Below are 18,737 nucleotides of genomic sequence, written 5' to 3'. Positions count from 1 at the left end.
CTGGGCGAACGAAGTGGGCGTGGGGGGCGTTCTTCATCTCACCGCAGCTTCAGGGTGGACAGGCCGAACAGCACCAGCATCAACGTGATGATCCAGAAGCGGACCACCACCTGCGTTTCCTTCCAGCCGCCCAGCTCGTAATGGTGATGCAGAGGCGCCATGCGGAAGATGCGCTTGCCTCCGGACCACTTGAAATAGAGCACCTGGATCATCACCGACAGCGTTTCGGCGACGAACAGCCCGCCCATGATGAACAGAACGATTTCCTGCCGCACCACGACCGCCACGGTGCCGAGCGCGGCGCCGAGCGCCAGCGCGCCGACATCGCCCATGAACACCTCTGCCGGATAGGCGTTGAACCACAGGAAGCCCAGTCCGGCTCCGCACAGCGCGCCGCAGAAGATGGCCAGTTCGCCAGCGCCTGGAATGAAGGGCACGCCGAGATAGCGCGAGAACACGGCGTTGCCGGCCACGTAGGCAAAGATGGCGAGCGCGCCGCTCACCATTACGGCCGGCATGGTGGCCAGGCCATCCAGTCCGTCGGTGAGGTTCACCGCGTGACTGGTGCCGACGATGACGAAGTAGGTGAGGATCATGAAGCCGATGGCGCCCAGCGGGTAGGCCACGGTCTTGAAGAAGGGCACGATCAGCTCGAGCTGTGCCGGCTCCTGCGCGGTAAGCCCCAGATAGACGGCTGCACCGGCGGCGAATACCGAGGACCAGAGGAACTTCGGACGCGCCGGCAATCCCTTGGGGTCGCGATGCACCACCTTGCGCCAGTCATCCACCCAGCCGACCGCACCGAAGCCCAGCGTGACGATGAGCACCACCCACACATAGCGGTTGGACAGATCGGCCCAGAGCAGTGTGGTGACGCCGAGCGAAATGAGGATGAGCGCCCCGCCCATGGTGGGGGTGCCTGCCTTGGTCAGATGGGACTTGGGTCCATCGTCGCGCACCGCCTGACCGATCTTGTATTCGGTGAGCTTGCGGATGACCATGGGTCCGAAGATCCAGCACACGGCGAGCGAGGTCATCATCGCCAGTACCGCGCGCAGCGTGATGTAGTTGAATACGTTGAAGGCGCGGATGTCTTCCGCCAGCCAGCGGGCAAGTTCAAGAAGCATTTTCGGGTGTTCCCGTTGAGGCGAGCAGGGCCTCGACCACGCGTTCCATGCGCATGAAGCGCGAACCCTTGACCAGCACGGTGGTGCCGGCATCGAGCTGCGGACGCAGGATGTCGATGATCGAAGCGTTGTCGGGGCAGTGCAGCGCGGCACTGCCGAAGGCGGAAACGGCGTGTATCGATGCGTCGCCGGTGGCGTACAGCGCGTCGATACCGGCGGCACGGGCGAGGGCACCTGCTTCGCGATGGAAGTCGGCACCCTGTGCGCCGACTTCGCCCATGTCGCCGAGCACCAGTATCCGGCGGCCGGCGGCGCGACCGAGCACGTCGATGGCGGCGCGGACGGAATCCGGATTGGCGTTGTAGCTGTCGTCGATCAGCGTGCTGCCGGCGATGCCGGTGCGCACCTGTTGGCGGCCTCTTACGCCCTCGAAGTTGTTCAGTGCCCACACCACGGCCGACATGTCGGCGCCCGCTGCGAGTGCGGCGGTCGCCGCGCACACCGCATTGCGGGCATTGTGTACGCCGGGAATGCGCAGTGAAATGTCGGCCGTGCCGAATACGCCGTACAGCGACAGGCGGTGGCCGAAACCCTGGGGCGTCAACGTGGCGCCGACTTCGGCTGCGCGATCGAGTCCGAAGCGCAGCACGCGGCGGCCGGCATTGCGACTGCACCAGTAATCGGCGTATTCGTCGTCCGCATTGATCACGGCAATGCCATCGGCGCCGAGTGCGTCGAACACGTCGCCGTTCTCGCGTGCCACCTCGGCCACGCTGTGCATGAACTCAAGGTGTTCGCGCTGCGCGTTATTTACGAGCGCGACCGTGGGGCGAGCCATGCCGGCCAGCCATGCGATCTCGCCCGGGTGGTTCATGCCCATTTCGATCACCGCCAGGCGGTGGTCTGCGCGCAGTCCGAACAGCATGAGTGGCACGCCGATGTCGTTGTTCAGATTGCCGCGTGTTGCCAGTACCGATTGCTCCGGGTCCCAGCCCATGGATCGGGCGTGGGCGCGCAGGATGGCGGCGATCATTTCCTTGACCGTGGTCTTGCCATTGCTGCCGGTGACGCCGATCAGCGGCAGCGTGAAGCGGCTGCGCCAGGCGCGCGCGATGTCGCCCAGTGCGATGCGCGTGTCGGCGACGCGGACAAGTGTGCCGGCCGTGTGCGCACAGTCGCTGGCGACCACGGCGGCAGCGGCGCCCGCGACCTGTACCTCGGGCAGGAAATCGTGTGCGTCGAAGCGATCGCCGCGCAACGCGACGAACAGGTCGCCCGAGCGGATCGCGCGGCTGTCGGTCGAATAACCGCAAATTGCCACATCGGGTCCGTGCAGACTGCCGCCGCAGGCCCGCGCGACATCGGAAGTCATCCAGAGCGCCTTCATTGCGCCGACCTCCTGGCCGACAGCGCGGCCCTCGCCTGTTCCACATCGGACCACGGCGTGCGTACGCCGTTGCGCTCCTGGTAATTCTCGTGACCCTTGCCGGCGATCAGCACCACGTCGGCTGCGGCCGCCTCGGCCAGGGCGCCCTGTATCGCGCGCGCGCGATCGACCTCCCGCTCGACCGGCGAGCACGCGGGCAGCCCGTGCGCGATGTCGTCCAGTATGGCTTCCGGGTCCTCGCCGCGCGGATTGTCCGACGTGATCCAGATGCGATCGGCCTGCTCATGGGCGACCGCCGCCATCAGCGGACGCTTGCCTGCGTCGCGCTCACCGCCGCAGCCGAACATGCACACCAGACGTCCGCCGCGCGCCCCGGCGACCGGGCGAAGTGCGCGCAAGGCCTGTTCGAGCGCGTCCGGCGTGTGCGCATAGTCGATCACCACCAGCGGCTCGCCTGCGCCGCCCACCCGCTGCATGCGTCCGGGCGGTGCATGCAGCGCAGCCAGCACGCCCGGTACCGCGTCGAATGCCACACCCGCGTGGAGCAGGGCGCCGCTGACGGACATGAGGTTCTGGATGTTGAACTGACCGACCAGCGAAGTCGTCACGTGCAGGCTGTGTCCTGCATGCTCGAGGTCGAATGCCAGCCCGTGCGCCGGATCGGCATTGTGCGCATGCAGTCCGCCGACGCCCTCCGGCAGCGGCCGGGCCCAGGCGCAGCCGATGACCGGCAGATATCCTGCGATGCCTTCGGCCAGCGTGCGGCCGAAGGCATCGTCGGTGTTGATGACCGCGGCCTGCAGGCCGGGGTGCGAGAACAGCGACGCCTTGGCGGCCGCGTAATGCTGCATGTCGGGGTGATAGTCCAGATGGTCGCGCGTCAGATTGGTGAATACCGCGGTGTGGATGTGCACGGCGGCGACGCGACCCTGATCGAGTCCGATCGACGACACCTCCATTGCGCACGCCTGTGCGCCGGCTGCGCGCAGGTCGGCCAATGTCTGATGCAGCGTCACCGCATCCGGCGTCGTATTGGGCGAGTCGCTCAGTCCTCCGGGCAGTCCATTTCCCAGCGTGCCGACGACGCCGCAGCGCGTGCCCAGCGCGGCGAAGGCCTGGGCAATCCACTGACTGACCGAGGTCTTTCCGTTGGTGCCGGTAATGCCGATCACATGCATTGCGGCGGACGGGTGATCGAGCAGGGCATCGGCCAGTGCACCGGCGTGCAGGGCGAGGTCCGGAACCTCGATCACCGGCACGCCGACGGCGTCCTGTGCGGCACCCGGATCGCACAGCACCGCGCAGGCACCGCGCTCGATGGCCGACGCGATGAAGCGACGACCGTCGGTACGCTGTCCGGGCAGTGCGAAGAACAGTTCGCCAGCGGCTACATGGCGCGAGTCCGCGCGCAAGGCGCGCGGCGTCACGCCGTGCCGCGCCAGTTCGGCACGCACATGGCGGATCAGTCCGCTGCTCACCACGGCTCCTTGTCGGCCGCTGCATTGCGCGCCATCTGGATGTTTGCCACCGGCGCGTCCGGTGCCACGCCAGTGGCGCGCAACGCTGCGCTCATGATGTCGGAAAAGACCGGGGCGGCGACCTGGCCGCCGTAGTGCACGCCATTCGAGGGTTCGTCGATCATGACCGCGACGACGTATCGCGGGTCGGACACCGGCGCGAAGCCGACGAAGGAGGCGATGTACTTGTTCGCGTACGCGCCCCCTTCCAGCTTGTGCGCGGTGCCGGTCTTGCCCGCCACCCGGTAGCCCGGAATCTGCGCCTTGGGCGCGGTACCGCCGGGACCGGCGGCCATTTCCAGCATGCGACGCACCTCGCGCGCGGTCTGTGCGGAAAACACCTGCAGGCCGTTGACCGGCGGCGTATCGACACGGGTCAGCGACAGCGGGATCAGGTCGCCGTCGCGCGCGAACACGAGATAGGCGCGCGCCATCTGCATCAGGGTGACCGACATGCCGTGACCATAGGACATGGTGGCCTGCTCGACCGGCTTCCAGGTCGTGGCCGGCCGCAGCCGGCCGCCGGCCTCGCCCGGGAAGCCCAGACGCAGCGGTGTGCCGAATCCGAGTTCGTCATATACCTGCCACATGTCCGTCGGCTTGAAGGTGCCGGCCACCTTGGCCACGCCGACGTTGGACGATTTCTGGATCACCTCGGCCAGTGACAGCACGCCATGCGGATGCGGATCGCCGATGGATCGGCGGCCGAAGGTCAGTTTGCCGGCGCAGTCGATCGGGGAATCGAAGGTGTAGCGTCCGCTTTCCAGAGCCATTGCCGCGACAAAGGGCTTGATGGTGGATCCTGGCTCGTAGGTGTCGGTGAATGCGCGATTGCGCAGTGGCGGTCCGGCCAGTTGGGTGCGGTTGTTCGGGTTGTAGGTCGGCCAGTTCGCCAGTGCCAGCACCTCGCCGGTGCGCGAATCCAGGATGACGGCACTGCCCGCGCGCGCCTTGTGGTCCGCCACGGCCTGACGCAGGCGGCTGTGCACCATGAACTGCAGGCGCGTGTCGATGGACAGATGGACGTCGCCGCCATCGCGCGGAGGCTTCAGCACCTCGACATCCTCGACCACGTTGCGCCGCGCGTCGGTGATGACGCGGCGCTGCCCTACCTGGCCGGAAAGGGGGCGGTTCATCGCCAGCTCTATGCCCTCCAGCCCGTTGTCATCCATCCCGGTGAAGCCGACCACGTGCGCGCTCACTTCGCCGTGCGGGTAATAGCGGCGATATTCGGGTTCGGCGCGGATGCCCGGCAGTTTGAGAGCGAGAACCTGCTTCGCGATCTCCGGCGGCACCTGCCGCTTCAGGTAGCTGCGGCCGCGGTTCTCGGGAATCTTGCGCGCGATTTCCCGGTGGTCCATGTCCAGCAGCTCGGCAAGCTGCCGGATCTGGGCGGGCGACAGTCGTTCGGCGCCGATGTCCCTGGAGTTGGCCTTGGCGTCGCTGCGGGACGGTCGCGATTCGGCGACGATGGCGGCCACCTCGGTACTCATGGCCAGTACCTGTTCGTTGCGGTCGAGCACGCGGCCACGCGAAGCCGGCGTCGGAAGCACGCGCGAAAAGCGCTCTTCGCCCTTGCGCTGGTAGAACTCGTCATTGACCACCTGCAGCCAGAAGGCGCGCGCGACCAGACCGCCGAACAGCGCCATCATCACCACCAGCATGAGGCGCGCGCGCCAGGCCGGCAGCAGTTCGGCCAGCAGGGGATTGTCGGCGAACTTCATCGCGCGGCCTCCGGCGATTCGATCACCAGGATGCGCTCACGTTCGGGCGCGCGCATCTTCAGCCGGGTTTCGGCCAGAGTGGAAACACGGGCGTGCGCAGCCAGCGTACCCTGCTCGATCTGCAGCTGTCCCCACTCGGTTTCCAGCACGCGCATGCGCGCGATCTCCTTCTCGGTTTCGGTATGCAGCGCACGTGCGCGGTGCTGCGCCGACACCAGTGACAGGGCGCTGAGCACCAGTGCAGCAATGAGGACGATGTGAAGGCGAGCCATTCAAGCCACCTTCTCGGCCACGCGCAGCGTTGCGCTGCGCGCGCGCGGGTTGCGCTGCAATTCGTCGGTGCCCGGCCGGAAGCGGCCGATCTGCTTCATGGTGGGCTGCGGCAACTGATCGGCGCGCAAGGGCAGACCGCGCGGCGGTTGCGGTGGCGATGCCTGGTCGGCCATGAAGCGCTTGACGATCCGGTCCTCCAGCGAGTGGAAGGAAATGACCGCCAGCCGTCCGCCCGGCTTCAGCATCGACAGTGCGCGTGGCAGCACTAGCGACAGCTCTTCAAGCTCCTGATTGATGAAAATCCGTAGAGCCTGAAAGCTGCGCGTCGCCGGATGCTGGCCCGCCTCGCGCGTGCGGACAGCGGACGCCACGATCGCGGCAAGCTGGGCTGTTGAATCGACAGGCCGCTCGCACCGAGCAGCAACAATCGCCTTTGCAATCGCTGAAGCAAACCGTTCTTCGCCATAGTTTCTGATGATCTCCCTGATTTCCGCTTCTTCGGCGCGTGCAAGCCATTGCGCCACTGTTTCACCCCGGCTGGTATCCATGCGCATGTCCAGCGGTGCGTCCTGCCTGAAACTCATGCCCCGATCTGCTTCATCGAGCTGGGGCGAAGACACGCCTACGTCGAGCAGCACGCCATCGGCCGCGTCCAGGCCGAGTCCGGCGAGCACTTCGTCCATCTGCGCGAAACGTGCATGGACGAGCGTGAAACGGGGATCGACGATCGCCTTGCCGGCGGCGATCGCCGCCGGGTCGCGGTCGAGTGCGATCAGACGACCCTGTGGGCCGAGCCGGGCGAGCAGCGCACGGCTGTGGCCGCCGCGCCCGAAAGTGCCGTCCACGTAAACGCCATCGGGACGCACCGCCAGAGCGTCGAGCGCTTCAGCGAGCAGGACCGGTACGTGATCCATGTCAGCAGGTCCCGGGACGGCGCATGCATTGCGCAGTGACCGCGCTGGCCCGAACGGCGGGCAAGGCCCGGCCGGCTCCCGGCGAACGAAGTGAGCGTGGGGGGTGTAGCGGGGGTTTCGGCGAGCACTGCTCGTCGCCCGCGCAACCGGTCGGCTGTGCAAAGCCGACCGTGGGTGGCGCCGTACGAAGGGCCGTCCCGAGGACGGGCGCAGCCCCCTTGAGGGGGTGAGGCAGGGGTTTCGCGGCGCATTGCGCCGCGCCGGCCGAACGGGCCGGCTGTGCAAAGCCGGCCCTGTACGAACGAAGTGAGCGTGGGGGCCTCATCCTCAGAACCTGAACTCGCGCACTGCGTCCGAGGACAGCGACATCGCTTCGCTGCGGGCATCGCGGGCGATCGACTCGGCATTCCAGCGCGCTTCATCCCAGATTTCGAAACGGTTGCCGCGACCGACCAGGATGACGCTCTTGTGCAGACCGGCACGTTCGCGCAGTTCGGCTCCGAGCAGAAGTCGCCCGGCACGATCGATGGTTTCGTCGCGCGCATTGGCGGTGAAGCTCAGCTTGAAGTCGTTGGCGGTCTGGTCCAGATCGGGCAGGGATTCCAGGCGCGACATCAGCGATTCGAATTCAGGGAGCGGGTAGAGCAGCACGTGATCGCGCGTGCGCGCGGTCATCACGACCTCGCCTTCGCACATGTCCATGAACTTCTTGCGTGGACGAGCAGGGATGACGATGCGGTGCTTGTCATCCATGGTGAGTCGGGTCGTCCCGTAAAACATGTGCGTGCCCGTATCAGCGCGTCAGGAGCGGAGGGCTGGAGCGACGGTCTGGATTATTTCTCCCACAATCACTCCACTTTATATCCAATATTGCTCCACTTTAGCCATCGACAGCCCAGGGGTCAATAGTGGAGAGGGCGCAATTTCATTGATGCAACAAGGACTTAGCTGCGGTTTTGTACAGTCTGTTGAAATAAAAAACCTTTGTTTTTAATGGGATAGAAAATGAACTGAAAGTGAGGTGTGAGCAGATGTGTCGGCGCGTGATGGATACACGCCGACGGCGACCGTGATACAGCGCACGAAATGGCGGATTGCGCGTTCTGCCCGATGAAGAGGAAAGCGAGGACTGCGGAAAAGGAGAGGTGCGGACGGCGCCGCGCCGGATGCCTCAACAGGAGAGTGGAAGTCCGCCTGTAAGCCGGGTTCTGTTGTGCGCGAACGCACCGGCAACCATTCATCTGGGCGGCGTGTTGCCACGCCGCTCGAGCAGCCTACCCGGAAGCGACGCGAGCCGCGTCATGGCTTCCCTATTTGGCCTTGCCCCGGATGGGGTTTTGCGTGCCGTGCACGTTGCCGCGCACGCGGTGGGCTCTTACCCGGCGTTGCCGCCCGCCCGCAGGCGCACCATTTCAACCTTGCCTGTGCCTTGCGGCCATCGGCGGTATGTTTTCTGTTCCACTTTCCGTCGCCTTGGGCCGCACCTTCGCGCGGCTTGCTGCGCCCGGCCGTTAGCCGGCATCCTGCTCTGCGGGGCCCGGACTTTCCTCCACGCTTGCGCGCAGCGGTTGCCCGGCGGACTTCCGGCGCGGATTGTACCGGGTCGGAGACTGCTCCGGAGCGCCGCAGATGCCGGTTCAAGAAAGCCTGGCCCCCGGCCGTTCAAGATGGTTCATTCTCATGCCCGACCGATGAACCGTTCGCTTCCCGCATTCGCCCGCCGCTTGCTCCGCCACTGGTTGGGTGTCCTGCTGCTTGCCATTGTGCTGCTTCTGCTCGCGGTCGATCCTCTGGGTCTTTTCGGAGAAACGCTGCGGGCGCGATCAGCGGCGCAAGGCGCCAGCCTTTTCTGGGTTCCCCTGCTGCTGGTGTGCGTGGCGCTTGCCGTCACGGGTGCGCGACTCGATCACGCCCGCGCCGTGCTCGCCGTGGCCCGGGCGGATCTGGAGCGCGCCCAGGATCTGGGGCGCATCGGCGCGTGGACGCATTCGAGCGACGTCTTCCACTGGTCTGAACGCGCGCTGGATATCCTCGGTCTGCCGAAGGAAAGGGTCGTCACGCTGGAGGGGCTGCTCGCGCATGTCGATGCCGCGGATCGCGATGCGCTGCGGCGAGCCTGGCGGACCGCCCGCGCCGGCGCACGACATCGTGCCGAATTCTCCCTGCGCGTCGCGCATGACGAAACGCGGCGCCTGCTGTTCGAGGGCCGGCTGGAACCCGGGCCCGGAAGCACCGTCATCAGCGGCATCGTGCAGGACATGAGCGAGCGCTTCCGGATGGAGGGGGAGCTGCGACGGGCGATGCGTTACCAGCGCGCGCTGCTCGACAACTTCCCGTTCATGGTGTGGCTCAAGGACCGCGATCTGAAGATGCTCGCGATCAACAAGCCGCTCGCCGATGCGGCGGGCCTGTCGCATCCGGATGACGCGAGCGGCCTGGCTGACGAGGATCTGTGGCCGGCCGAGCTGGCCCGGGCTTATCGCGCGGAGGATGTGGAAGTCATGCATGGCCGCCACCCCGCCCCGTGCGAGAGGGTTGTCGACGACGCGGCTGGCCGCAAGTGGCTCGAAAGCTGGAGTGCTCCGGTATACGACGAGGACGGTGGCCTGCTTGGCCTGGTGGGTTACGCCCAGGACATCGGCGCACGCAAGCAGGCCGAAGCGGCGGTGGCGGCCAGCCGTGACCGCTTTGCCGCGCTGGGGTGTCTGCAGGCACGGTTCATCGCCGGCGATCCGCCGGACGAGGTGCATGCTGACGTGCTGCGCCTGCTGTACGAGGTGTCCGGCGCACATGAGGGCTTTCTCGGCGCCTGTCGCAGCGACGGTTCCGCCACGCTGCATGTCGATCTGCTGGCGTGTGGCAATACGGACTGGCTCGCCTGTCGTGCCGATCTGCTCGATCGCGCACTGTCGGTGACCCATGCATGCACCGGCGATCTGCTGGTTGCGGCGCCTGATTCCGAGGCCGGACCCGGCCTGCTGTGCATCGCGGCCGCGAGCGGGGGGCGCCTGATCGGCCTGATCGGTCTTGCTGCGCCGTCCGGGCAACTGGATCAGGACGGCATGGAGGCGGCGCGGGTGGTGGCACAGACCTTTGCCCTGCTGCTGGAGGCAGGACAACGCGAACAGGCGAGGCGGCATGCCGAGCGGGAACTGACGCGCCATCGCGACCGGCTCAGCGAAATGGTCGAGGAACAGGTGGCTGCCAGCCTTGAGGCGCAGCACGCCGCCGAACGCGCCAACAGCGCGAAAAGCGAATTCCTGGCGCGCGTGTCGCACGAGTTGCGCACGCCGATACATGCGATACAGGGCTTTGCCCGCATCGCGCTGCGTGACCGTCCCCCTTTGTGCGACACAACCCGCCATCGCTTCAAGGTCATCCTGGAAAGTGGCGAGCGTCTGCTGGCGCAGGTCGATGGTCTGCTCGACCTTTCGCGCCTGCAGGCGGGCACCTTGCCGCTTACCCGTTCGCGCTTCGATCTGGCGGACAAGATGCGCGAAATCGTGCTGGACCGGCGCGGCCAGGCGGCGGAATGCCGCGTCGCGGTATCGCTGACCCAGATGCCGTCCGAATCCGTGATCGAAGCCGATCCGTATCGACTGGAAGGATTGCTCACCGCGCTGCTCGATAACGCGATACGGGTGACGCCGGCCGACGGCGAGGTGAACATTCATCTGGCTGCTGCCGCCCGCGGCGGACTGCAGGGCGTCTGCCTGCGCATCTGCGATCAGGGGCCGGCGGTGGCCGACGCGGATTTCGAACATCTGTTCGATGCTTTCGAACAGATCAGCGCACGGCGCGGCCTGCTGGCCGCCAATGGACTGCAGATGGCGGTTTGCCGGGAACTGATGAAGGCCCTCGCCGGGCAGGTCCGGGGATATGGTGCCGCGGGTGGCGGCCTGTGCATCGAGTTGTGGCTGCCGCTGGCCCGACGCGCGATCACCGGCTCTGCCGATGAGCCGCGGACTCCGTCATGAACCGGGGTGAGCCGTACGTCATTGCGAGGGCATGGCCCGGCGGCTAGAGTGCTCGCTCGGGGGCTGGAACGATGTTCAGGCCGGGTGCGACGGTCGCGATGGGGCATCGACCGGGTGATCGGGCGGCGCTGTGACATTGCGCCGGGCAGGACGTGTGCCTGCCCTGCTCCGGCGGTGTGCGCACGAGGACATTGCGAGACGGGAGTCGGGGATGGGGATCGGTGATTTCATCAAGAAGCAGTTCGTCGATGTCCTGCAGTGGAACGAGGACGGTGATGGCGTGCTGGCCTGGCGTTATCCGATGCAGGATTTCGAGATCCAGTACGGTGCGCGGCTCACCGTGCGCGAATCGCAGAGGGCTGTATTCGTCAACGAGGGCAAGGTGGCCGATGTGTTCGGTCCTGGCCTGCACACTCTGAGCACCAACACGCTGCCGGTCCTCACCTCCCTGCAGAACTGGGACAAGCTGTTCGCATCTCCCTTCAAGAGCGATGTCTATTTCTTCAGCGCCCGGCTGCAGCTCGGCCGCAAGTGGGGAACGCCGCAGCCGGTGACCTTGCGCGACAAGGATTTCGGCATGGTGCGTCTGCGTGCCTTCGGCGTGTACTCATACAAGCTGGTCGATCCGGGCAGATTCTTCGCGGAGATCAGCGGCACACGCGAGTGCTATACCGTCGATGAACTCGAGATGCAGTTGCGCAATCTTGTGGTGACCGCGCTGAGCAGTACCCTGGGCGGGTCGGCCGTGCCCTTCCTCGACATGGCGGCCAATCTCGGGGTCCTTTCGGATGCCATGAAGGCGACGATGGCGCCGGTGTTCGAGCGCTACGGCGTGGCGCTGGACAGTTTCGCGGTCGAAAGCGTTTCGCTGCCGGAAGAACTGCAGAAGGCGCTGGATGCCCGCATCTCGATCGGCATGGCGGGCGATATGGGACTCTACACACAGTACCAGTCCGCCACTGCCATTCCTCTGGCGGCGCAGAACGAGGGCGGGCTGGCTGGCGTGGGCGCCGGTCTCGGTGCCGGTCTTGCGATCGGGCAGGCGATGACCGATGCGATGCAGGGTGGGCAGGCAGCCGGCACGGCTGCCGCGCGCGCGGCAATTGCTGCGTCTGACCCGGCCGAAGCGAAACTGGGCACGCTCAAGAACCTGCTTGATGGCGGCCTGATCACGCAAGCCGACTACGATGCGGCGAAGGCGGAAGTACTGAAGCAGATCACCGGCCGCTGAGCGGTTCCCGGGCAAGGTCGCGCGAGGCGCGACGGTACGGAGGGCGATCGCATCCGGGTACACTGTCGGGCTGGCTTATAGACAAGGCCCCGCCACAATGCTCAGACTGACCGAAATCAAGCTTCCCCTCGACCATCCCGAAGAGGCCCTGCGTGCCGCCGTGCTGGAGCGGCTGCGCATTCCCGATCGGGACCTGCTCGCCATCCGCGTGTTCCGCCGCGGCTACGACGCGCGGCGAAGGTCGGCCATTCATCTCATCTACACGCTGGATGTCGAACTGCGCGACGAGGCGGCAGTGCTCAAGGCACACAAGCCTTCGCCGCAACTGCAACCCGCGCCCGATACCACGTATCGCTTTGTCGCGCATGCGCCCGAAGGTCTGGCGGGCCGGCCTGTCGTGATCGGCATGGGGCCGTGCGGCTTCATGGCGGCGCTGGTGCTCGCGCAGATGGGCTTCCGCCCCATCGTGCTCGAACGCGGCCGTGCGGTGCGCGAGCGCACGCAGGACACCTGGGATCTGTGGCGCCGCCGCACGCTGCATCCGGAATCGAACGTGCAGTTCGGCGAGGGCGGTGCGGGTACCTTTTCCGATGGCAAGCTGTACAGCCAGATCAAGGACCCGAAGCACTACGGCCGCAAGGTGCTGACCGAGTTCGTGAAGGCTGGCGCGCCGGAGGAAATCCTCTATGTGAGCAAGCCGCACATCGGTACCTTCCGTCTGGTCGGCATGGTGGAGAAAATCCGTGCCGAGATCGAATCGCTGGGCGGCGAAATCCGCTTCCAGGCGCGAGTGGAGGACATCGCGATCGAGAACGGTGCGGTGCGTGGCGTGAAGCTCGCCGATGGCACCGAAATCGAGGCCGATCACGTGGTACTGGCGATCGGCCACAGCGCGCGCGACACCTTCCGCATGCTGCACGACAAGGGCGTGTACATTGAAGCCAAGCCCTTTTCGGTCGGTTTCCGCATCGAGCATCCACAGGGGCTGATCGATCGCGCGCGTTTCGGCGATTTCGCCGGGCATCCCGTTCTGGGCGCGGCCGACTACAAACTGGTGCATCACGCGAAGAACGGACGCTCGGTCTACAGCTTCTGCATGTGTCCCGGCGGCACGGTGGTTGCGGCCACGTCGGAACAAGGGCGGGTGGTGACCAATGGCATGAGCCAGTATTCGCGCAACGAGCGCAATGCCAATGCCGGCATCGTGGTCGGCATCACGCCGGAACTGGATTATCCGGAGCATCCGCTGGCCGGCATCGATCTGCAGCGCGCGCTGGAATCGCGTGCGTTCGAACTCGGGGGGGGCGACTACAGTGCGCCCGGGCAACTCGTGGGCGATTTCGTCGCCGGGCGGCCATCGAACTCGCTGGGCGACGTCGAACCGAGCTACAAGCCCGGCGTGAAGCTGGGCAGCCTGGCGAGCGCGCTGCCGGAGTATGCGATTACCGCGATGCGTGAGGCGCTGCCTGCCTTCGACCGCCAGATTCGCGGCTTCGCGATGCATGACGCGGTGCTGACCGGCGTGGAAACGCGCACGTCTTCGCCGATCCGCATCAAGCGCGATCCGGCGAACTACCAGAGCCTGAATACGCGCGGCCTGTATCCGGCGGGAGAAGGTGCGGGTTACGCCGGCGGCATCCTGTCGGCTGCGGTCGATGGCATCGAGGTGGCGGAGGCGGTGGCGTTGAGCATGACCGACGGACGCTGACGGAGGCGCCCCGCGTCTGCCTTCTTCCTTCGCGCTGGCGGCGCCCCGGCGTGCCGCCGCTTGCCGATCGGCTCAGCAGCCGTGCTCGAAAAAATGCAGCAGTCGCTGCGGCAGCCAGTCGACCTGTCCGCGCGGTGTGCCGCTGACATAGCCGACATGGCCGCCCTGCGGGGTGTATTCCGGTGTTACGTCCGGCGAAAGCTGCGCGGTCGTGGCCAGTGACCAGGTTGGCACCATGGGGTCGTTCAGTGCCTGCAGCAGCAGCAGGGGCGTGCGCACCGACTTCAGCAGGGGCTTGGCGGAACAGCGCGTCCAGTAGTCGTCCGCGTCGATGAAGCCGTGAACGCGGGAGGTGTAGGCGTCGTCGAATCCGCGTATTGAATTGCAGGCCGCGAGTGCGCTGGCATCCAGCTCGCCGGGGAAGCGACTGGCCTTGTCCAGCGCGCGCGGTTTCATCGTGCGCAGGAAGTACTGCGCGTAGACGCGGTTGAATCCGCGGTCCAGTGCGCGTCCCGCTGCAGCGAGATCGACCGGAGCGCACACCGACGCCGCGCCGGTGAGCCAGTGCGAGGCGGCCTGACCCTGTTCGCCCAGCCATTTGCACAGCACATTGCCGCCCAGCGACACGCCGACGGCGAACAGCGGTGCGCCGGCCGCTCGCGCATGAAGACGTGGCAGCAACCATTCGAGTTCGGCACTGTCACCGGAGTGATAGGCGCGCAACAGGCGGTTGGGCTCGCCGGAACAGCCCCGGGCGTGCACGACCACACCGTTCCAGCCGCGCGCCGCGACCGCGCGCATGAGCGCTTTCGCATAATGGCTGCCCGAGCTGCCTTCCAGGCCGTGCAGAAGAAGCACGACAGGCTGACCCGCTTGCTGCGGCAGCCAGTCGAGGTCGATGAAGTCTCCATCCGGCGTATCCACGCGTTCGCGCGTCATGGCGGGTCGGGCAAGCGGAATGAAGCGCGGCCAGATGGTCTGCGCATGGCCGCCGGGCAGCCAGCGCGCCGGATCGAATACCGGAGGGCGGGCGGTCAATGCAGGATTTTCGGCAACTCGGCGCTGTCCTGCGCGGCGGGCAGCGCCGAGGCGTGATGCAACACGAGGTGCCAGCCAAGCGGACCGCGCACGTAGACGTTGGTGACGGCAAGTGCTGCCCGCGGCGAACGCTCGCCCGACGCCGTGAGCGTTTCATGCACGCTGTGTATCGCCTGCAGTGCGCCCTGCATCACGACTGCGTTGCCGGTGCGCACGGTGGTCTGAGCACCGGCAAACATCCTGCGCCAGGCTTCCCTTACGGCTTCGTAACCACTCGCGCGCTGGCAACCTTCGAGGATGCACACGATGTCATCCTCGTCCGCCCAGACCGCCATCATGCCCTCGATGTCGCCCCGGTTCCGTGCGTCGTAGAAGGCCGCTTCGGCTTCCTGCGGCGACGCGAAGAAGGCCTTGCGCTGCGTGTCCACGAGAGGCTCAGTGACCGGCGGGCGCCGGGCCGTGGAAGCTGTAGCGGGTGCCGCAGTAGGGGCAGGCGGCCTGCCCGGTCTTGGTCACATCGAGGAACACGCGCGGGTGACGTGCCCACAGCGGCGCCCCGGGCAGCGGGCAGTGCAGCGGAAGGTCTTTCGCGCCGACTTCGATTTCGCGTGCCTGGTCGCGGCTGGAATCGTTACCTGCTTGGGTCATGGATAGGGACTCCGGACAGTGTGAGTGGCGAGGGCGATCAGATCCGGGTGAGCCAGCGGTGATATTCCGGCGCACGGCCGTTCACCACATCGAAGAAGCGCGCCTGGATCTTTTCGGTGACCGGGCCGCGCGTGCCACTGCCGATCTGGCGACCGTCGAGTTCCCGGATTGGCGTCACTTCGGCAGCGGTGCCGGTGAAGAAGGCTTCATCGGCGGTATAGATGTCGTCGCGCGTGAGGCGCTTGGACACCACCGGGTAACCCAGTTCGGCGGCGATGTCGATCACCGATGCGCGGGTGATGCCGACCAGCGCCGACGCGATCTCCGGTTCATAGATCCTGTTGTCCTTGATCACGAACAGGTTCTCGCCGGCACCCTCGGCGACGAAACCATCGACGTCCAGCAGCAGCGCCTCGTCATAGCCCTGTTCGGTGGCTTCCATATTGGCGAGGATGGAATTGGCATAGGTGCCCGAGTACTTGGCGCGGCACATCGACACGTTCACATGGTGACGCGAGTACGACGAGGTTTTCACGCGTATGCCCTTCTTCAGGCCGTCCTCGCCCAGGTAGGCGCCCCAGGGCCAGGCGGCGACCGCGACATGCACCGACGCGCCGCGCGTGGAAATGCCCATCTTCTCCGAACCGAAGAAGGCGATCGGGCGGATGTAGCAGGACTCCAGCCGGTTCGCGCGCACCACCTCGAGCTGGGCCTCCATGACCTCCTCGCGGGAGTACGGCATCTTCATCATGTAGATGTGGGCCGAATTGAACAGGCGGTCGGTGTGTTCCTTCAGGCGGAAGATTGCCGTACCGATTTCGGTGTTGTAGGCGCGCACCCCTTCGAAGACAGCCAGACCGTAGTGCAGCGAATGTGTCAGTACGTGCGTGGTGGCCTCGCGCCAGGGCACCAGCTTGCCGTCGTACCAGATATAACCGTCGCGGTCGGCCATCGACATGGGAAACACTCCAGAGATTGCGGTAAACCCGTGATTTTAGCCGAATCGGACGCGACGGCGGCGGTTGCCACGCGTGCCGCGCGTTAAAATCAGCGCATGAGTGAACGTATCTGGAAGCCCAATGTGACTGTGGCGGCGCTGATGGAAGACCGGGGCCGCTTCCTGATGGTGGAGGAGCACACCTCCGGTGGCTTGCTGCTGAACCAGCCGGCGGGGCATCTCGAAGAGGGCGAATCCCTGGTCGAGGCCTGCGCCCGCGAGGCACTCGAGGAAACCGCGCATGTGTTTGCGCCACGCGAACTGGTGGGCATCTACCAGTGGCGACGGCCGGATGGCGAGGTGACCTATCTGCGTTTTGCCTTTTCCGGCGACAGCGGGGAGGAAATCGCCGGTCGGGCGCTGGACGCCGGCATCGTGCGCGCGATCTGGATGACTGCGGACGAGATCGAAGCCAGCCGCGGCCGTCATCGCAGCCCGCTGGTGTGGGCTTGCGTGAAGGACTGGCTGGATGGCACGCGCATGCCGTTGTCCGTCATCCGCCACCATTGCTGATGCGCACCCTGCTGCTCGGCGCCGCACTGCTGGCGGTCGCGGCGCCGTTGCGTGCGGCGGTCGACGCCGAGGTGGAGGTCTGTTTCAACTACGGATGTCTGGCCAGACAGACCGTGCATTTCAGCGCGGACGACATGCAGGCGGTGCACGACGCCTTGCAGCCGGCAATCGATGCGGCCGATGAACGTCAGCGTCTGGCGGATGTGATCGGAAGCATGTATCGCCGGGCGGGCGAGCAGTCGCCTATCCATGCCGACCGCGCCGGCGATTTTCTTGACGATGGCGTGTATGGCCGCATGGACTGCATCGATCATGCTCACACCACGGCCCGCCTGCTTGAACGCATCGAACAGACCGGGGCGCTGCGCTTCCACCGGGTAACGGCCATCGAGCGTCGCACGAGCTGGCTCATCCTGCAGCATTTCAGCGCCACCATGGAAGCGCTCGATGATGGTACGCGGTGGGCGGTCGATACCTGGTTTCGGGACCACGGCAGACCAGCCGTGGTGATGGATCTGGATACATGGAAGGACGGGGGATACCCGGATGAATGAAGCTCTGGCGGGCATTGCGCCCGGCAATGGGGAAACCGTGGTGGTGGGCCTGTCGGGCGGCGTTGATTCGTCGGTGTCGGCCTTGTTGCTCAAGCGCGCTGGTTACCACGTTGTCGGTCTGTTCATGAAGAACTGGGAGGATGACGACACCGACGAATACTGTTCCACCCGGCAGGATCTGATCGATGCGGTGTCCGCAGCCGAAGTGATCGGCATCGACATCGAGGTGGTCAATTTCTCGGCCGAGTACAAGGACCGGGTGTTCGCCAGCTTCCTGAGGGAATACCAGGCCGGACGCACGCCCAATCCCGACGTGCTGTGCAACGCCGAAATCAAGTTCGCGGCCTTTCTCGATCACGCCATGCAGCTCGGCGCCACCCGCATCGCGACCGGACACTATGCCCAGGTGAGGTTGTTCGAGGGGCTGTTCCAGTTGATGAAGGGCGAGGACGGCAACAAGGACCAGAGCTATTTCCTGCACCGGCTGAACCAGGCCCAGCTCTCGCGCACGATGTTCCCGGTGGGTCATCTGTACAAGCGCGAAGTCCGCCGCATCGCGGCGGAGGCGGGGCTGGCCAATGCGGACAAGAAGGATTCGACCGGCATCTGTTTCGTCGGCGAGCGGCCGTTCCGCGAATTCCTGCAGCGCTACCTGCCGCTCGCGCCGGGTGAAATCCGCGATCTGGACAGTGAGCGCGTTGTTGGCCGTCACGAAGGGCTGATGTATCACACGATAGGGCAGCGCAAGGGCCTGGGCATCGGCGGGCTCAAGGGCATGGCGGATCATGCCGGCGAGCACGATGCGTGGTATGCCGCGCGCAAGGACATGCAGAACAATGTGCTGTACGTGGTGCGCGGCCATGATCATCCTGCGCTGCAATCCGGCCGCCTGGTGGCGGGCGACCTGTCATGGGTGTCCGGTCGCGCGCCGCACACGCACTGGGTGTACGCCGCCAAGACACGCTATCGGCAGCCGGACGCGCCGTGCAGCATCGACGTGGTCGATGCATCGCGCTGCGAAATCGTGTTTGCCGAGCCGCAGTGGGCGGTCACACCGGGGCAGAGCGTGGTCGTATACGAAAGCAAGGTGTGCCTGGGTGGCGGCATCATCCTGTCTTCAGGCGAATAG

General features: G+C 66.0%; 17 protein-coding genes and 1 other RNA gene. 6 read left to right on the top strand and 12 right to left on the bottom strand.

What is annotated here, in order from left to right:
• Window positions 1-38 precede the first annotated feature (38 nt).
• The 8 genes from mraY to rnpB form a co-directional block, all read right to left on the bottom strand.
• Window positions 39-1,127, bottom strand: coding sequence for a phospho-N-acetylmuramoyl-pentapeptide-transferase (gene mraY, locus A3Q7_RS0109820; protein WP_018411694.1), 1,089 nt, complete (start codon window positions 1,125-1,127; stop codon window positions 39-41).
• Window positions 1,117-2,514, bottom strand: coding sequence for a UDP-N-acetylmuramoyl-tripeptide--D-alanyl-D-alanine ligase (locus tag A3Q7_RS0109815; protein WP_018411693.1), 1,398 nt, complete (start codon window positions 2,512-2,514; stop codon window positions 1,117-1,119). Before A3Q7_RS0109815 ends, mraY begins: the two co-directional genes overlap by 11 nt.
• Window positions 2,511-3,995, bottom strand: a complete 1,485-nt coding sequence (locus A3Q7_RS0109810; RefSeq protein WP_018411692.1) for a UDP-N-acetylmuramoyl-L-alanyl-D-glutamate--2,6-diaminopimelate ligase — start codon at window positions 3,993-3,995, stop codon at window positions 2,511-2,513. The genes A3Q7_RS0109815 and A3Q7_RS0109810 overlap by 4 nt, the downstream gene beginning before the upstream one ends.
• Window positions 3,989-5,755 carry a peptidoglycan D,D-transpeptidase FtsI family protein gene (locus tag A3Q7_RS0109805; protein WP_018411691.1) on the bottom strand — a complete coding sequence of 589 codons (1,767 nt, stop codon included), beginning with the start codon at window positions 5,753-5,755 and terminating at the stop codon, window positions 3,989-3,991. The genes A3Q7_RS0109810 and A3Q7_RS0109805 overlap by 7 nt, the downstream gene beginning before the upstream one ends.
• On the bottom strand, window positions 5,752-6,027 hold the full coding sequence (gene ftsL, locus A3Q7_RS0109800; protein WP_018411690.1) for a cell division protein FtsL: 276 nt from the start codon (window positions 6,025-6,027) through the stop codon (window positions 5,752-5,754). Before ftsL ends, A3Q7_RS0109805 begins: the two co-directional genes overlap by 4 nt.
• A complete protein-coding gene (gene rsmH, locus A3Q7_RS0109795) occupies window positions 6,028-6,942 on the bottom strand; it encodes a 16S rRNA (cytosine(1402)-N(4))-methyltransferase RsmH (RefSeq protein WP_018411689.1) in 915 nt (304 codons plus the stop codon). It lies immediately after the preceding gene.
• 327 nt (window positions 6,943-7,269) lie between these two features.
• Entirely contained in the window at window positions 7,270-7,722 is a 453-nt protein-coding gene (mraZ, locus tag A3Q7_RS0109790; protein WP_026224681.1) for a division/cell wall cluster transcriptional repressor MraZ, read from the bottom strand.
• 401 nt (window positions 7,723-8,123) lie between these two features.
• Window positions 8,124-8,526: RNase P RNA component class A (gene rnpB, locus A3Q7_RS20360), an RNA gene on the bottom strand.
• Window positions 8,527-8,633: 107 nt separating this feature from the next.
• Here rnpB and A3Q7_RS0109785 point away from each other — a divergent pair.
• The 3 genes from A3Q7_RS0109785 to A3Q7_RS0109775 all read left to right on the top strand — a co-directional run bounded on the left by A3Q7_RS0109785 (window position 8,634) and on the right by A3Q7_RS0109775 (window position 13,858).
• Entirely contained in the window at window positions 8,634-10,919 is a 2,286-nt protein-coding gene (locus A3Q7_RS0109785; protein WP_018411687.1) for a PAS domain-containing sensor histidine kinase, read from the top strand.
• A gap of 211 nt (window positions 10,920-11,130) precedes the next feature.
• Window positions 11,131-12,150, top strand: coding sequence for an SPFH domain-containing protein (locus tag A3Q7_RS0109780; protein ID WP_018411686.1), 1,020 nt, complete (start codon window positions 11,131-11,133; stop codon window positions 12,148-12,150).
• Window positions 12,151-12,247: 97 nt separating this feature from the next.
• Entirely contained in the window at window positions 12,248-13,858 is a 1,611-nt protein-coding gene (locus A3Q7_RS0109775; protein WP_018411685.1) for an NAD(P)/FAD-dependent oxidoreductase, read from the top strand.
• Window positions 13,859-13,930: 72 nt separating this feature from the next.
• Here A3Q7_RS0109775 and A3Q7_RS0109770 read toward each other — a convergent pair whose 3' ends face one another.
• Genes A3Q7_RS0109770 through A3Q7_RS0109755 form a run of 4 tightly spaced genes read right to left on the bottom strand, consistent with a single transcriptional unit; the run spans window position 13,931 to window position 16,502 of the window.
• Complete coding sequence (locus A3Q7_RS0109770; RefSeq protein ID WP_018411684.1) at window positions 13,931-14,896, bottom strand: hydrolase; 966 nt, start codon at window positions 14,894-14,896, stop codon at window positions 13,931-13,933.
• Window positions 14,893-15,324 (bottom strand): YybH family protein, encoded by a 432-nt coding sequence (locus A3Q7_RS0109765; RefSeq protein ID WP_018411683.1) that lies wholly within the window; start codon window positions 15,322-15,324, stop codon window positions 14,893-14,895. The genes A3Q7_RS0109770 and A3Q7_RS0109765 overlap by 4 nt, the downstream gene beginning before the upstream one ends.
• 7 nt (window positions 15,325-15,331) lie before the next feature.
• Complete coding sequence (locus tag A3Q7_RS0109760; RefSeq protein WP_018411682.1) at window positions 15,332-15,544, bottom strand: zinc-finger domain-containing protein; 213 nt, start codon at window positions 15,542-15,544, stop codon at window positions 15,332-15,334.
• 37 nt (window positions 15,545-15,581) lie between these two features.
• Window positions 15,582-16,502, bottom strand: a complete 921-nt coding sequence (locus A3Q7_RS0109755) for a branched-chain amino acid transaminase (RefSeq protein ID WP_018411681.1) — start codon at window positions 16,500-16,502, stop codon at window positions 15,582-15,584.
• Window positions 16,503-16,598: 96 nt separating this feature from the next.
• Here A3Q7_RS0109755 and A3Q7_RS0109750 point away from each other — a divergent pair, with 96 nt between their 5' ends.
• The 3 genes from A3Q7_RS0109750 to mnmA are packed head-to-tail and all read left to right on the top strand — an operon-like array spanning window position 16,599 to window position 18,737.
• Window positions 16,599-17,054 (top strand): NUDIX hydrolase, encoded by a 456-nt coding sequence (locus tag A3Q7_RS0109750; RefSeq protein ID WP_018411680.1) that lies wholly within the window; start codon window positions 16,599-16,601, stop codon window positions 17,052-17,054.
• Entirely contained in the window at window positions 17,054-17,608 is a 555-nt protein-coding gene (locus A3Q7_RS0109745) for a hypothetical protein (RefSeq protein ID WP_018411679.1), read from the top strand. Before A3Q7_RS0109750 ends, A3Q7_RS0109745 begins: the two co-directional genes overlap by 1 nt.
• On the top strand, window positions 17,601-18,737 hold the full coding sequence (gene mnmA / locus A3Q7_RS0109740; protein WP_018411678.1) for a tRNA 2-thiouridine(34) synthase MnmA: 1,137 nt from the start codon (window positions 17,601-17,603) through the stop codon (window positions 18,735-18,737). The genes A3Q7_RS0109745 and mnmA overlap by 8 nt, the downstream gene beginning before the upstream one ends.

It is taken from the genome of Methyloversatilis thermotolerans, assembly GCF_000372885.1.
Taxonomy (GTDB): domain Bacteria; phylum Pseudomonadota; class Gammaproteobacteria; order Burkholderiales; family Rhodocyclaceae; genus Methyloversatilis; species Methyloversatilis thermotolerans.
The sequence above is the reverse complement of the archived record's forward strand: the minus strand, read 5'-3'. Positions and strand labels throughout refer to the sequence as shown.

What these genes read in the sequence shown, in the direction of transcription:
- mraY (WP_018411694.1), bottom strand. Translation starts at nt 1,127, where the DNA reads ATGCTTCTTGAACTTGCCCGCTGGCTGGCGGAAGACATCCGCGCCTTC.
- A3Q7_RS0109815 (WP_018411693.1), bottom strand. Translation starts at nt 2,514, where the DNA reads ATGAAGGCGCTCTGGATGACTTCCGATGTCGCGCGGGCCTGCGGCGGC.
- A3Q7_RS0109805 (WP_018411691.1), bottom strand. Translation starts at nt 5,755, where the DNA reads ATGAAGTTCGCCGACAATCCCCTGCTGGCCGAACTGCTGCCGGCCTGG.
- ftsL (WP_018411690.1), bottom strand. Translation starts at nt 6,027, where the DNA reads ATGGCTCGCCTTCACATCGTCCTCATTGCTGCACTGGTGCTCAGCGCC.
- rsmH (WP_018411689.1), bottom strand. Translation starts at nt 6,942, where the DNA reads ATGGATCACGTACCGGTCCTGCTCGCTGAAGCGCTCGACGCTCTGGCG.
- mraZ (WP_026224681.1), bottom strand. Translation starts at nt 7,722, where the DNA reads ATGTTTTACGGGACGACCCGACTCACCATGGATGACAAGCACCGCATC.
- A3Q7_RS0109785 (WP_018411687.1), top strand. Translation starts at nt 8,634, where the DNA reads ATGAACCGTTCGCTTCCCGCATTCGCCCGCCGCTTGCTCCGCCACTGG.
- A3Q7_RS0109780 (WP_018411686.1), top strand. Translation starts at nt 11,131, where the DNA reads ATGGGGATCGGTGATTTCATCAAGAAGCAGTTCGTCGATGTCCTGCAG.
- A3Q7_RS0109775 (WP_018411685.1), top strand. Translation starts at nt 12,248, where the DNA reads ATGCTCAGACTGACCGAAATCAAGCTTCCCCTCGACCATCCCGAAGAG.
- A3Q7_RS0109760 (WP_018411682.1), bottom strand. Translation starts at nt 15,544, where the DNA reads ATGACCCAAGCAGGTAACGATTCCAGCCGCGACCAGGCACGCGAAATC.
- A3Q7_RS0109755 (WP_018411681.1), bottom strand. Translation starts at nt 16,502, where the DNA reads ATGTCGATGGCCGACCGCGACGGTTATATCTGGTACGACGGCAAGCTG.
- A3Q7_RS0109750 (WP_018411680.1), top strand. Translation starts at nt 16,599, where the DNA reads ATGAGTGAACGTATCTGGAAGCCCAATGTGACTGTGGCGGCGCTGATG.
- A3Q7_RS0109745 (WP_018411679.1), top strand. Translation starts at nt 17,054, where the DNA reads ATGCGCACCCTGCTGCTCGGCGCCGCACTGCTGGCGGTCGCGGCGCCG.
- mnmA (WP_018411678.1), top strand. Translation starts at nt 17,601, where the DNA reads ATGAATGAAGCTCTGGCGGGCATTGCGCCCGGCAATGGGGAAACCGTG.